This is a genomic window from Mycolicibacterium pulveris, assembly GCF_010725725.1.
Taxonomy (GTDB): Bacteria; Actinomycetota; Actinomycetes; order Mycobacteriales; family Mycobacteriaceae; genus Mycobacterium; species Mycobacterium pulveris.
In genome coordinates, this window is sequence record NZ_AP022599.1 from 2,190,453 (window position 1) to 2,202,593 (window position 12,141).

Genomic DNA, 12,141 nt, shown 5'->3' on the forward strand with positions numbered 1-12,141 from the left:
GTGCCCGGTTCGACTAGCATCCGCACCATGCCCGATCCCCCCGAAACCGGCGGTGGACTAGGCGGATTCATCCGGCGGTCGGGGTATCTGCGCAAGTGGCTGATCCTGGGAATCGCGATCGGTGTCATCGCCGGCCTCGGTGCGGTGACGTTCTATCTGGCCCTCGACTACGCGGGGCGATTCCTGCTCGGCTACCTGGCCGGCTACGACATCCCCAAGCCGATCGGCGACGGCGGCGACCCCGGCTCACCGGGGTTCGAACGGCCGTGGGCGATCCCCTTGGTGGCGTTCGGCGGCGCGCTGGTGTCGGCGGTGCTGGTGGCGAAGTTCGCGCCCGAGGCCGAAGGCCACGGCACCGACAGCGCGATCGAGGCCGTGCACACCGACCCGCGCGCCATCCGGGGCCGGGCGATCGTGGTCAAAACGATCGCCAGCGCGCTGACCATCGGGTCGGGCGGGTCCGGCGGCCGGGAAGGCCCCGCCGCACAGATCTCGGCGGGCTTCGGGTCGTTGCTCACCCGGTGGCTGAACCTGCCGTATGAGGACGGCCGGATCGCGGTGTCGCTGGGTATCGGCTCGGGCATCGGGGCGATATTCGGTGCGCCGCTTGGCGGTGCGGTGCTGGCCGCGTCGATCGTCTACCGCGAGGATTTTGACTTCAAGGCGTTGATCCCCGGGTTCATCACCTCGGCGACGGCCTACGCCGTGCTCGGTTCGATCCTCGGGTTCGATCCGCTGTTCGGGTTCATGGCCCCCGACTTTCGCTTCGACCATCCGCTGGATCTGACGTGGTTTCTGGTAATCGGCGTCGTCGCGGCGTTCTTCGGTTACCTGTACGCCCGGATGTTCTACGGAACGGTCGCGGTGACGGCGAAGCTGCCCGGCCACAAGGTGATCAAGCCCGCGCTCGGGGGCCTGGCGGTCGGCCTGCTGGCGTTGGTGATCCCGCAGATCCTGGCCAGCGGCTACGGCTGGGCGCAGAAGGCCGGGGCCGCCGACACCCTGCTGGCCATGCCGCTGTGGATCGTGCTGCTGTTGCCGTTGGCCAAGATCGTGGCGACCTCGCTGTCGATCGGCACGGGCGGCTCGGGCGGCATCTTCGGACCCGGTGTCGTCATCGGTGCGTTCGTCGGCGCGGCGATCTGGCGCCTCGGGCACGACCTCGGGCTGCCCGGAATACCCGACAGCCCAGCCGTTTTCGTCATCGTCGGGATGATGGCCTGCTTCGGCAGCGTCGCGCACGCGCCGCTGGCGGTGATGATCATGGTCGCCGAGATGACCGGGTCCTTCTCCGTCATCCCGTGCGCGATGGTCGCCGTCGGAATCTCCTACCTGCTGATCCTGCGCACCGACGTGTCGATCTATCAGGCGCAACGCTCCAACCGCGACGCCGCCGCCGCGCCACGCCGCTCCGAATAGGTTGCTGACGTCGCTATTTGAGTTTGCGGAGACCTCCAGGTACTTGCGTAATCACAGGTGAAAAATATTTCTGAAAAGCCTATTGATCTTGGCGAACTCCACCTAACATTGGTGCTTGTCACGTACAGCCGCTGGTGGGCCGGGGGGTAGCCAGCACAATAGCGGCCGATAGCCGCTCGACGGTTGGCGACCGGGGATGTGGATGGGGGACCCCGGTCGCCAATCTCGTCTGTCTACTTCTTTTTCGCACTCCGCGCCGCGCCCTTTTCGGTGCGGGCCCCGCGGTTGGCGAGTTCGCCACCGGAGTTCTCCAGGTGCGCCCGGATGAACCACTGGAACTTCTCCAGCTCACCGGTGTGCCCGATGAGCATGTCCTGCGACACCAGGTCGAGGTCCTCCAGCATGTCGATGCACTTGCGGGTGTCCTCGATGACCCCGCTGTAGACGAGGTCGAGGGCCGCCAGGTGGGCCTGCGCGGTGTCTCGTTCCACCGAGTAGTCGTCCCAGGTGCGGTCCTTGAGGATCGCGCCGGGCGTGCCCAGCGGTGACCTCCCCAGCGCGGCGATGCGCTCGGCCGCTTCGTCGGCGTAGGCGCGTACGAGCGCCACCTGCGGGTCGATCATCTCGTGCACGCCGATGAAGTTCGGCCCGACGACGTTCCAGTGCACGTGCTTGAGCGTCAGATGCAGATCGTTGTAGGTGCTCAGCTGCTTCTGCAACAGGTCGGCCACCTTGTCGGCGTCGCGCTCGTTCATGCCCGGAATGGTGTATCCACTCATCGATATCGCTCCTTCACATCATCGGTCGTCGTGCGCCGAGTACCCACGCGGCAGAACAGGTAACCGAAGCGGGCTAGGGTCACCGGCGTGAAGACGCTGCGCCTTGTGCTGGCCGTCGTGACGGCGACGACGATGACGTGGGCCGGCACCGCGGACGCGGCGGCCATCGCCACACCCAACTGGTCGGGACTGGACGCCCGTGCCTACGCGACCCCGATACCGCCCGCAGGCCGGCTGATCGATTTCCGTCCGCTGGATCCGGCGCTCTCGGTCGCCGGAGCGGCTACGGCGTACCGGTTCCTGTACTCGACGACCAACCAGCACGACCAGCCGGCGGTGGGCACCGCCGCCCTCTTCACACCGAAAACCGCCCCGCCACAAGGTGGATGGCCCGTCATCGCCTGGGCCCACGGCACCGTCGGCCTCGGCGACGACTGCACACCGTCAGCCCGGCCACGAAGCTCGCGCGACGACGAGTACCTGACGCACTGGCTGCAGCAGGGGTATGCGGTGGTGGCCGCCGACTACGTCGGCCTGGGCACGCCCGGGCTGATGAGCTACCTCAACGGCGCGAGCACCGCGCACGGGATCGTCGACGCGGTGATCGCCGCGCACCACATGAACCTGCCGCTGTCGCCGAAATGGGCGGTGGTCGGGCAGTCGCAGGGTGGTGCCGCCGCCATCGACACCGCCGCCCGGGCATCCGAATTCAGCGTGGGCTCGGGCCTGGACTACCGCGGGGTCGTGGCGACCGGCACCCCCGCCAACGTCTCGACGTTGGTCAAGCAGGCCGGGCCCGACATGACCGTGCCGCCCAACCTCGACCCGATCGCCAATGCCTACGCCGCATACATCATCGCGGCGTTGCGGGAGGCGAACCCGGGATTGGGCATCGACAGCGCACTGACGCCGGCCGCGCGCGCCGCGGCCGACCAAGCCGAGACAGCGTGCGTGCGCGACCTGGCGGACGCGCTCGCCGATATGACGGTGCCCGGGTTCTTCGCCGCCCCGATGTCGTCGTTGCCCGGCTTCGACGAGGTCGTCGACGGCTACATGGGCACACCGCAATCCGGATTCGACCGGCCGATCTTCCTCGGGGTGGGCCTGCAAGACCACGACGTGCCCCCGGACCTGACGCTGAGGTTTTACGGCCGGTTGGTCGGCAACGGTCAAGACGTCGTCCTCAAGGTCTACCCCGACGACGACCACAGCAGCACGGTGCTGGCGTCGACGGCGGACTCGACGCCGTTTCTGCAGCGCGTGTTCGCCGACTGAGCCGAGCTAGATCGCGCGAAGTCGCGGGATCGCCTGGCGCGGGCCGAACCGCGGCAGCACCGCCATGCCGCTGACCTCCAGCAGCCGCACGGCACGGTGGCGGTGGGGCCGCAGCGGCGCGAGAAGTTCGACCATGGCGGCGTCGTCGATCGGATGGCCGAGCAGGCTCCAACCGATCATCTTGGCGAGGTGAAAGTCCCCGACCGACAACGCGTCGGCGTCGCCGAACGCCCGCTGGACGGTCTCGGCTGCCGTCCACTCCCCGACACCGGGCAGCGACATCAGCGCGGCGCGCGCCTGCTCGGGCGGGCGGGCGGCCAGCCGCTCCAGCGCGTCCGCCCGCTGGGCGCAGCCCACGATCGTGCGGGCCCGGCGCGGGTCCACGTTGGCCTTGTGGAACTCCCACGACGGGATGCGCCGCCACACCTCGGCGGGCGGCGGGACCCGTAGATGGGCGGGCGCGGGACCCGGTGCGGGCGTGCCGTACCTGGTGACCAGCGTCCGCCAGGCCCGGCGCGCGTCCTTGCCGTACACCCGCTGCTCGAGAACCGCCGGGATCAGCGCTTCGAGCACCCGGTCGGTGCGGCCCAGCCGCAGATGTGGCACCCTCCGGTGCGCCGCGGCGATGGTGGGCTCCTCGGGCGCGAACCCCGAGCTGTCGTCCTGGCTGCCCAGCAGGGCAGGCAAAGTTTCGGCGAATTCCGTTGCGCCGCTTCCCCATGCCTCGCACTCGACGGTGTCGGGCGCGGATCTGGTGATGCGGGCGGTGACCGGGCCGCTGCGCATCAGGCTGGTGCGCCAGATCGCGCCGTCGGGCGCGTCGTGATAGCACGGGTCCGACCGGCCACGGCGCAACGGCGACAGCGTCAGGTCGGGACTGACCGGCCCGTCGAAGACCACCCGGCGCACGACGCTGACCGAGCTGTGCACCGCTTCAGGCTAGGCGATGGTGATGTCGGCCTTGTCGGGGTAGAACGCGACGTGTCCGGCGATGGCCGCCACGGCGGGATAGGGCTGCCGGTAGGTCCAGATCGCGTCGTCGACGGTGTCGCCCGCCGCGGTGACGACGTGGTAGTAGCCGGCCTCACCCTTGTACGGGCAGTACGTCTGCGTGCCGCTGGACACAAGCCGCTCGGACACGACGTCGACCCGCGGGATGTACTGCACCGGCGGGTACGTCGACTCCCGCAGCGTCAGCGCGTTCTCCGTCTCGGCGACGACTTCGCCTGCGACCCGAACGGTGACCCGCCTGCCAGTCGGCTCGATGGTGATCGGATGCGACGCGGTGGGTTCCAGTACAGGGCGATCGCTCATGTTTCCACGGTGGCTACGATCGCGACATGAGTCAACAAGGGCCGCCGTCCGCGCAGGCTTCGATCACCATCAACGCCGATCCCGCGGAGGTGTACGCGCTGATCACCGATCTGCCGACGCTTGCGTCGCTGGCCGAGGAGACCCACGCCATGGAGTGGTCGAAGGGCGACCGTGCGCAGCCCGGCGCGGTGTTCAAGGGACAGAACCGCAACGGTTCCAGGACGTGGACCACGACCTGCACGGTCACCGAGGCCGAACCGGGTCGGACGTTCGCCTTCGACGTCCGGTCGCTGGCGGTGCCCGTCGCGCACTGGCGCTACGACATCGTCGCCGGCGACGGCGGCTGCACGGTGACCGAGCGGACGTGGGACAAGAGGCCCGGCTGGTTTCGCAAGCCGGCGAGCATGGCCACCGGCGTCAAAAACCGCGACGCGGCCAACGCCGAGCACATCCGCGTGACGTTGCGGCGATTGAAAGAGAAGGCCGAAAGCGTGCGCACCGCCTGATGACCGAGTTGCAGCGCCGCGGCGCGGTGTTCGTGTTGACCCTGGGCTCCGACGAGAACCGCTTTCATCCGGACCTGTTGACCCGGATCAACGCCGCGCTCGACGAGATCGAGGCCGCCGAAGGGCCCAAGGCGGTGGTCACCACGGGCGTCGGCAAGTTCTACTCCAACGGCCTGGACCTGGATTTCATGGCGGCCAATCCCGGCGCGGCCGAAGCGAACCTGGCCGAGGTGCACGCGTTGTTCGCGCGGGTGTTGGCTTTTCCCGCACCGATCGTCGCCGCCGTGCAGGGCCACGCGTTCGCCGCGGGCGCGATGCTGGCGCTGGCGCACGATCTGATCGTGATGCGCGGTGATCGCGGCTTCTTCTGCCTGCCCGAGGTCGATCTGGGCATCCCGTTCACCGCGGGGATGAACGCCCTGATCCGGGCGCGGTTGCCGATCGCCACCGCGCACGAAGCGATGACGACGGGGCGTCGCTACGGCGGCGAGGATGCCCGCGAGGCCGGCATCGTCGCGGCCACCGCGGGCGAGAACGAGGTGCTCGACGTCGCGCTCGCGCGGGCCGAGGAACGCGCGGCCAAGGCGGGCGCGGTCTTCGGCACGATCAAGGCGCGGCTCTACGGCGAGGTGATCGCCGAACTGAAGGCAGGCTAGACATTAAGCGCCGAATCTGAACTTGTGCACGCGAATTCTGTGATTTCCGTGCATCAACTTCAGCTTCGAACCAGGCTCAGAACGCGTAGCGGTGGTATTGCGCCATGTAGCGCAATGACGGCACGGCCCGCATCGCGTTGGACACCGCGCGGTAGTACCAGGCCACCCCGTCGAACGACGGGGAGTCGAACGGTGAAACCCACGCCAGCAGCCGCACTCCCGGCACCGCGTCGACGATGTCGTCGGGTTTGTCGACGCCCCAGCGCAGCGTCGCGCCCGCGCGGCGCACCACCGCGTTCATCCACTGCGCCCGGATACCGAGCCGGCTGAACGCGTCGAATTGCAGTTCTCCGGAAGGGAATCGGTCCACGATACGGCGCAGCAGCGCGATGCCGTCGGACGGTTCGAGATACATGGTGAGACCCTCGGCGATCATCAGCGCCGGCCGGTCGGTGGGGATGGCGGCGAGCCAGTCCGGGTCGGTGACCGAGGCGGGCACGACGTGGTAGTGGTCGCGGGCCGGGTAGAGCGCCCGGCGCAACTCGGCGACGTCGGGGTAGTCGACGTCGTACCACTCGACGCCGGGGCCGGGGTCCAGCCGGAACGCCCGCGCATCCAGTCCGCAGCCCAGGTGCAGCACGACGGCCTCGGGATGCACCGCGAGGCACTGCCGCGCCCAGAGGTCGAAGTGTGCCGTGCGGGTGGTCACCGACGGCGAATTGGTCGTAGTGATCGACGTTTTCGACCAGTCGTAGTCGATGCGGTCGACGATGTCTCTGGCGAACCGGTCGCCGAGGATCGGTTTCGGCAGGTCGGCGTCGAGCGCCTTGGCGTAGAGCGTGGCCAGCATGGTCTGCGGGGCACCGGACAGATCGACGTGCAGCTTCTCACCCACCCGTTCGAGGCTAGCGCCCGCGCGTCAACCCGCTTTGCTCGCCCGCCTCGCGTCGCGTAGACCAGCCCAGAACTTGGCGGCCTCCCGAATGGATTCCTCGACCGGCCTTGGCTGCCAACCCAATTCACGTCTGGCCTTGCTGCAGTCGACCGGCGCCTCCGCGCGCATCAGCCGCAACGAGTTCAGCGACAGCTTCTCGTCAGTGCCGCGCAACCGCGCCTTGACGCTGCCGAGCGTGGCCAGCAGGTAGGCCATCGGCAACGGAATCGATTTGGTTGGCGGGTCCATTCCCGCGGCCTCCGCGGCGATCCTGATCACCTCGGCGTTGGTGATCATCTTCTCCGAGATCAGGTAGCGCTCGCCGACGCGGCCGTGCTCGGCGGCCAACAGCATCGCGCGGGCGGCGTCGTCCACGCCGACGGCTTCGAGTTCGATGCCGCGCAACACGAACGGGATCTTGCCGAACGCCGCGCCGGCGATGATGGCGCCGTGCGGGGTGCGACCCCAGTCGCCGGCGCCGTACGTCGTCGACACGCACATCGCCACCGCGGGCAACCCGTGCTCGCGCGCATATCGCAGCACCATGTTCTCGGCCTGCACCCGGGACCGCACATACGGCGTCAGCCCGCGGTCGGAGACGACGTCGTTCTCGTCGGCGACGCGGCCGCGGCGCCGGCCCACCGTCGCATAGCTGGAGGTGTAGACGAACCGGCGCAGGTTGGCGTTCTTGGCCACCTCCAACACGTTTCGGGTGCCGTCGACGTTGGTGTGAAACAGCGGCGCCGGGTCGCGCAGCCACCCCCGGGTGTCCACGACGCAGTAGTAGACGTCGTCGCAGCCGTCCATCGCCTCGGCCAACGTGTCGTTGTCCCAGATGTCGCCGAGGAATCTCTGCACCGGCAGGTCGTCGATGCCGATCGTGTTGGCGGTCGGGCGCACCATCGCGCGCACCTGGTGGCCGTCGCCGACAAGCAACCGGGTGACGTGCGAGCCGAGGAAGCCGTTGGCGCCGATGACGAGCTTGGGTGCTGAGTTCATTCGGCACCGCCGTACTGCCGCATCCAGTTTCGCGCCTCGTCGGTCAGCGTGCCGAGTTCCTCGGCCTTGCGGCACCACTTCACCGCGGCCTTGACGAACCGCAGCGGGTTGTAGATGTCCTCCTGGCGGCGCCACAACCCGTCGCCGGCGTAGGTGATGATCGAGATGTTGGTGGCGCTGATGACGGTGCCGTCGCCCGGGTCACGCATCGGGTTGTCGAGTTCGCAGATGACGCGGCCGGTCGGCTCGTCGAAGACCGTCCACAGCGACGGGAACGACGTCATGTGGTTGCCGGGGAAGCTCTCCATCGTCTTCCAGATCCAGGCGCGCACCTCTTCGCGGCCCCGCATCGTGCCCGCGGCGTGCTCGACGTACTCGACGTCGGGGGTGTACTGCGCGACCCACGGGTCCCAGTCGCGGGTCTGCGCGGCGCGGTCCACGGTCGCCTCGAACTGTTCGAACGCTGCAGCCATTTCCTCCCGGCTGAACACCTTGCCTGTCACGCCAAAACTAGAACACGTTCTACTGGGTTTGTCGAGCGTCAGTGGACGCTGAGCACCCGACGGTCGCCGATCGGGCCCTGCAACGGCACCTCGAGCGTGCCGAACACCGCGATCTGGATGCATGCCCGGCCGACGGCCTCGGGCAGGGTTCCGCCGCTGAGCTCGACGGTGACGGTGTCGGCGGTTTCGTGCGTCTTCGCCGTCACGCCATAGCACTGCGGGGTGCCCGTGGTGAAGTGCAGCGCCAGCGTGTCGGCGCCGGCACGGCTCCACGCCTCGACGGGCATCGGGTGCGGATCGACGATCGCGGGGTTGTCGGTGAACAGCACCCCTGGTCGCGGAGGCACCTCGGGCGGTTGCACCGTTGTCGGCTCGGCCGTCGCCACGGGCGCCAGGCAGATGGCCAGGGCCGCCGCGTACACCACGGTGAGGGCGCGCATCCCCCCACGGTAATGGCCGGCGGATGAAGTCGGCGAGCACAATGGTTACAGGCTGAAACGACAGTGAAGGAGAAAGCGTGACCACAACGCGGAAGGCCATCCTGGCCGGCGGCTGCTTCTGGGGCATGCAGGACCTGATCCGCAAGCAGCCCGGTGTGCTCTCGACCCGCGTCGGCTACACCGGCGGCGAGAACGCCAACCCCACCTACCGCAACCACCCCGGACACGCCGAGGCCATCGAGATCATCTACGACCCGGCGCAGACCGACTACCGCACGCTGTTGGAGTTCTTCTTCCAGATCCACGATCCGACCACCAAAGACCGGCAGGGCAACGACATCGGGACCAGCTACCGGTCGGCGATCTTCTACCTCGATGACGAGCAGAAGCAGATCGCGCTGGACACCATCGCCGACGTCGACGCGTCGGGGCTGTGGCCCGGCAAGGTCGTCACCGAGGTGACAGCGGCCGGCGAGTTCTGGGAGGCCGAGCCCGAACACCAGGACTACCTGGAGCGGTTCCCCAACGGGTACACCTGCCACTTCCCGCGGCCCAACTGGAAGCTCCCGAAGCGCGCGAAGGCGACGCCGTAGGGCTCGTCAGCCGCGGCGGTGCACGATCATGCGCCCGCCGTCCTTCGGGGTGAACGCCACGCCGCGGGAGTGCCATTTCGCGCCCGGCGCCGTCGTCGTCTCGAGCACGAAATGGCGCAGGACGGTCCGGAGCACGACATCCATCTCGACGTTGGCGAACGCCGCACCGACACAGCGGCGGGTGCCGCCGCCGAACGGGATCCAAGCGAACATCGACGGTCGGTTGCCGAGGAACCGCTGCGGGTCGAACCGCTCCGGTGCGGGGAACTCGTCGGCGCGCTCATGCATCAGCAGAATGCTGGTCAGGACCGTATGACCCCGCGGCACAACCCATTCCCCGAGCTCGAATGTCGGCGAGTAGACGTGACGTCCGGCGAAGTCGATGATGGTGCGGTTGCGCTGAACCTCCAGGATGGTGGCCTGACGGTACTCGTTGACGTCGGTCTCGACTTCCCCGACCAGCTTGGTCAGCACGTCGGGGTGGCGGGTGATCCGCTCGAACGCCCAAGCCAGGGTGGCGGCCGTCGTCTCGTGTCCGGCAGCCAGCAGCGTCAGCAGCTCGTCGCCGATCTCCTGGCGCGACATCGCCGAACCGTCCTCGTAGGTGCTGCGCAGCAGCAGCGCCAGGACGTCGTTGCGGTCATCGAAGCAGGGGTCGGCCGTCACCTCGTCGATCAGCCGGTTGATGACGACGTCGTACTGGCGCCGGTACTCGGCCAGCCGGCCCCACGGGCTGTAACGCCCGTACGTCCGTTTCGGCGTGGGCAGGCTCACGACGCGCGAACCGAGGGTGACCCAGGGCGGGATGATGCGGCGCAGGTCATGGAGGCGTTCCCCGTCGGCGCCGAACACCGCGCGCAGGATCGCGTTGAGCGTGATGCGCATCATCGGCTCGAGCGTCTCGAACGCCTGACCCTCCGGCCAGTTCACCGACTCGCGCAGCGTCTCCTCTTCGAAGATCTTCTCGTAGTTCTTGATGCTCTTGCCGTGAAAGGGCGGGGTCAGCAGTCGGCGCCGGCGGCGGTGCTCGGCGCCGTCGAGCGCGAACACCGATCCGGACCCCAGCACCCGCGACAGGTTGGGCTGCACGTTGCCGAGGTCGTCGGGGTTGGCGGTGAACACCTGCTTGGCCAGCTGCGGGTCGGCGACCACCACCGTCTGCCCGAAGATCGGGATGTTGAGGCTGAACACATCGCCGTAGCGGCGGTGCATCTGGTGCACGGTCCAGCGGCGGTTGGCGATGAACGCCAGACCCTGCAGTGTCACGGGAAGCCGCGGACCCGGCGGCAGTTTCACGGCGCGGGCCGGCGCTTCGACGGTCGACGATTCGCTCATGTCACTCCCAGCCGGCGTCGTCACGTCGACGCCTCGTTTGGTACAAGCATGTACCGCAGGTGTGTGTAGTACGGTACCGCTTGGTACCACCGACCGCAAGACCTCAGGGGGACGATGTGACGACGACGCTCGACGAGGGTGCGTCCGACTCGCGTCCTGCCGTCCTGTTCCGCGACCGGCTGCTCGACGGCATGGCCGAGTCGATCGCCGAACGCGGTTACCGCGACACCACGGTCGCGGACATCGTCCGGCACGCGCACACCTCGAAACGCACGTTCTACGAGCAGTTCTCCAGCAAGGCCGAGTGCCTCATCGAACTGGCGCGGCGAAACAACGAGATGCTGATCGCCAGCATCCGCGCCGCGGTCGATCCCGCGGCCGACTGGCGCGAGCAGATCCGCAGCGCGGTCACCGCGTACGTCGACCACATCGCGGCCCGGCCCGCGGTGACGCTGAGCTGGATCAGGGAGGCGCCCGCGCTCGGCGACGTGGCCGCGCCGCTGCACCGCCAGGCGATGGCGAACCTCACCGAGATGCTGGTCGATCTCAGCGACAGTCCCGGCTTCCGTCGCGCGGGGATTTCACCGATCCCCCGCCCGCTTGCGCTCATCCTGCTCGGCGGGCTGCGGGAGCTGACCGCGCTGTTCGTCGAGGACGGCCGCGACGTGCGCGGCATCGTCGAGCCGGCGATCACCGCGTCGACGGCGATCCTCGGTCCGGCTTTGTCCGCCGATACTGAAGATATGCACGCGAATCGGCAGCACGAATTCCGCGCATGAGTTCAGTTTCGACGAGGATCACTTCAGAATCAGCCGCGCGGACTTCTCCAACCGCGCGGCGATGTCGGCGTAGGAGGCATAGCCCATCCCGGCGCGCACCAGCGCTCCCGAGCACAGCATCTCCAGCGAGTCGATGACGTCGGGGTCGATGTCCGGTCCGAGGGCGGCGGCGAGCCGCTCGCGGATATCGAAGCCGATGCGTTGGCGCAGCACCTCCACGTCGGGGTCCTTGCCGAGCAGCGCGGTGGTCACCGCGCCGGCGAACTCGGGCTCGTCGGCGACCAGCAACGCGATGTGACGCAGCACCTCAGTGACCCGGGACGCCGGGTCCGCCGACTCCTGCGCCGTCGGCGGCGAGGCGGCCAGCCGGCGCCAAAACACCTCGGCGACAAGGTGTTCCTTCGAAGAGAAGTAGGTGTAGGCGGTGGCGGCCCCGACCCCGGCCTCGGCGGCCACCCGCCGCACCGTGAGGGCCGCGAACCCCTCGCGGCACAGCAGCTCGAGTGCGGCCCGACCCAGCCGGTCGACGGTCTCGGCTTGCCTTGCGGTCAGACGGCGCCGAGTCGCCTCAAGAGCCGTGTCAGACACATGTCCGGACGCTACTACAAC

General features: G+C 68.5%; 15 protein-coding genes. 6 read left to right on the plus strand and 9 right to left on the minus strand.

The features are described from left to right. Positions 1 to 27: 27 nt before the first annotated feature. Entirely contained in the window at positions 28 to 1,419 is a 1,392-nt protein-coding gene (locus tag G6N28_RS10515) for a chloride channel protein (protein ID WP_163900023.1), read from the plus strand. Positions 1,420 to 1,652: 233 nt separating this feature from the next. On the opposite strand, the gene G6N28_RS10520 is transcribed toward G6N28_RS10515, so the two are convergent. Beyond that, complete coding sequence (locus G6N28_RS10520) at positions 1,653 to 2,198, minus strand: Dps family protein (RefSeq protein ID WP_163900025.1); 546 nt, start codon at positions 2,196 to 2,198, stop codon at positions 1,653 to 1,655. 132 nt (positions 2,199 to 2,330) lie between these two features. On the opposite strand from G6N28_RS10520, the gene G6N28_RS10525 reads away from it, so the two are divergent. Further along, a complete protein-coding gene (locus G6N28_RS10525) occupies positions 2,331 to 3,473 on the plus strand; it encodes a prolyl oligopeptidase family serine peptidase (protein WP_163906089.1) in 1,143 nt (380 codons plus the stop codon). 6 nt (positions 3,474 to 3,479) lie between these two features. Here G6N28_RS10525 and G6N28_RS10530 read toward each other — a convergent pair whose 3' ends face one another. Together G6N28_RS10530 and G6N28_RS10535 are read right to left on the minus strand one after the other, a co-directional pair. Then, a complete protein-coding gene (locus G6N28_RS10530) occupies positions 3,480 to 4,403 on the minus strand; it encodes a DNA-3-methyladenine glycosylase family protein (protein WP_163900027.1) in 924 nt (307 codons plus the stop codon). Positions 4,404 to 4,412: 9 nt separating this feature from the next. Then, positions 4,413 to 4,787, minus strand: coding sequence for a DUF427 domain-containing protein (locus G6N28_RS10535; RefSeq protein ID WP_163900030.1), 375 nt, complete (start codon positions 4,785 to 4,787; stop codon positions 4,413 to 4,415). A gap of 26 nt (positions 4,788 to 4,813) precedes the next feature. Between G6N28_RS10535 and G6N28_RS10540 the strand changes: the two genes are divergently transcribed. Both G6N28_RS10540 and G6N28_RS10545 read left to right on the plus strand, forming a co-directional pair. After that, positions 4,814 to 5,293, plus strand: coding sequence for an SRPBCC family protein (locus tag G6N28_RS10540; RefSeq protein WP_163900032.1), 480 nt, complete (start codon positions 4,814 to 4,816; stop codon positions 5,291 to 5,293). Next, positions 5,293 to 5,949: an enoyl-CoA hydratase-related protein gene (locus tag G6N28_RS10545; RefSeq protein WP_163900034.1), complete on the plus strand. Its 657-nt coding sequence runs from the start codon at positions 5,293 to 5,295 to the stop codon at positions 5,947 to 5,949. Before G6N28_RS10540 ends, G6N28_RS10545 begins: the two co-directional genes overlap by 1 nt. Positions 5,950 to 6,025: 76 nt before the next feature. On the opposite strand, the gene G6N28_RS10550 is transcribed toward G6N28_RS10545, so the two are convergent. The 4 genes from G6N28_RS10550 to G6N28_RS10565 all read right to left on the minus strand — a co-directional run bounded on the left by G6N28_RS10550 (position 6,026) and on the right by G6N28_RS10565 (position 8,825). Then, the gene (locus tag G6N28_RS10550) at positions 6,026 to 6,799 is read right to left on the minus strand and encodes a class I SAM-dependent methyltransferase (protein ID WP_163906091.1); all 774 of its coding nucleotides are present in this window, start codon (positions 6,797 to 6,799) and stop codon (positions 6,026 to 6,028) included. A 69-nt stretch (positions 6,800 to 6,868) separates the two neighbouring features. Next, positions 6,869 to 7,882, minus strand: a complete 1,014-nt coding sequence (locus G6N28_RS10555) for an NAD-dependent epimerase/dehydratase family protein (protein WP_163900035.1) — start codon at positions 7,880 to 7,882, stop codon at positions 6,869 to 6,871. Continuing rightward, positions 7,879 to 8,385: a nuclear transport factor 2 family protein gene (locus tag G6N28_RS10560; protein ID WP_163900036.1), complete on the minus strand. Its 507-nt coding sequence runs from the start codon at positions 8,383 to 8,385 to the stop codon at positions 7,879 to 7,881. The genes G6N28_RS10555 and G6N28_RS10560 overlap by 4 nt, the downstream gene beginning before the upstream one ends. A gap of 38 nt (positions 8,386 to 8,423) precedes the next feature. Next, entirely contained in the window at positions 8,424 to 8,825 is a 402-nt protein-coding gene (locus G6N28_RS10565) for a hypothetical protein (protein ID WP_163900038.1), read from the minus strand. Positions 8,826 to 8,950: 125 nt separating this feature from the next. On the opposite strand from G6N28_RS10565, the gene msrA reads away from it, so the two are divergent. Further along, positions 8,951 to 9,418 carry a peptide-methionine (S)-S-oxide reductase MsrA gene (msrA, locus tag G6N28_RS10570; RefSeq protein ID WP_276001068.1) on the plus strand — a complete coding sequence of 156 codons (468 nt, stop codon included), beginning with the start codon at positions 8,951 to 8,953 and terminating at the stop codon, positions 9,416 to 9,418. A 6-nt stretch (positions 9,419 to 9,424) separates the two neighbouring features. Here msrA and G6N28_RS10575 read toward each other — a convergent pair whose 3' ends face one another. Continuing rightward, positions 9,425 to 10,753, minus strand: a complete 1,329-nt coding sequence (locus G6N28_RS10575) for a cytochrome P450 (RefSeq protein ID WP_163900040.1) — start codon at positions 10,751 to 10,753, stop codon at positions 9,425 to 9,427. 116 nt (positions 10,754 to 10,869) lie between these two features. On the opposite strand from G6N28_RS10575, the gene G6N28_RS10580 reads away from it, so the two are divergent. Next, on the plus strand, positions 10,870 to 11,532 hold the full coding sequence (locus tag G6N28_RS10580) for a TetR/AcrR family transcriptional regulator (RefSeq protein ID WP_407664950.1): 663 nt from the start codon (positions 10,870 to 10,872) through the stop codon (positions 11,530 to 11,532). 18 nt (positions 11,533 to 11,550) lie between these two features. On the opposite strand, the gene G6N28_RS10585 is transcribed toward G6N28_RS10580, so the two are convergent. After that, positions 11,551 to 12,120, minus strand: a complete 570-nt coding sequence (locus G6N28_RS10585; protein ID WP_163900042.1) for a TetR/AcrR family transcriptional regulator — start codon at positions 12,118 to 12,120, stop codon at positions 11,551 to 11,553. Positions 12,121 to 12,141: the final 21 nt, after the last annotated feature.

What these genes read in the sequence shown, in the direction of transcription:
- G6N28_RS10515 (WP_163900023.1), top strand. Translation starts at nt 28, where the DNA reads ATGCCCGATCCCCCCGAAACCGGCGGTGGACTAGGCGGATTCATCCGG.
- G6N28_RS10535 (WP_163900030.1), bottom strand. Translation starts at nt 4,787, where the DNA reads ATGAGCGATCGCCCTGTACTGGAACCCACCGCGTCGCATCCGATCACC.
- msrA (WP_276001068.1), top strand. Translation starts at nt 8,951, where the DNA reads ATGCAGGACCTGATCCGCAAGCAGCCCGGTGTGCTCTCGACCCGCGTC.
- G6N28_RS10550 (WP_163906091.1), bottom strand. Translation starts at nt 6,799, where the DNA reads ATGCTGGCCACGCTCTACGCCAAGGCGCTCGACGCCGACCTGCCGAAA.
- G6N28_RS10545 (WP_163900034.1), top strand. Translation starts at nt 5,293, where the DNA reads ATGACCGAGTTGCAGCGCCGCGGCGCGGTGTTCGTGTTGACCCTGGGC.
- G6N28_RS10520 (WP_163900025.1), bottom strand. Translation starts at nt 2,198, where the DNA reads ATGAGTGGATACACCATTCCGGGCATGAACGAGCGCGACGCCGACAAG.
- G6N28_RS10575 (WP_163900040.1), bottom strand. Translation starts at nt 10,753, where the DNA reads ATGAGCGAATCGTCGACCGTCGAAGCGCCGGCCCGCGCCGTGAAACTG.
- G6N28_RS10525 (WP_163906089.1), top strand. Translation starts at nt 2,331, where the DNA reads ATGACGTGGGCCGGCACCGCGGACGCGGCGGCCATCGCCACACCCAAC.
- G6N28_RS10555 (WP_163900035.1), bottom strand. Translation starts at nt 7,882, where the DNA reads ATGAACTCAGCACCCAAGCTCGTCATCGGCGCCAACGGCTTCCTCGGC.
- G6N28_RS10540 (WP_163900032.1), top strand. Translation starts at nt 4,814, where the DNA reads ATGAGTCAACAAGGGCCGCCGTCCGCGCAGGCTTCGATCACCATCAAC.
- G6N28_RS10565 (WP_163900038.1), bottom strand. Translation starts at nt 8,825, where the DNA reads ATGCGCGCCCTCACCGTGGTGTACGCGGCGGCCCTGGCCATCTGCCTG.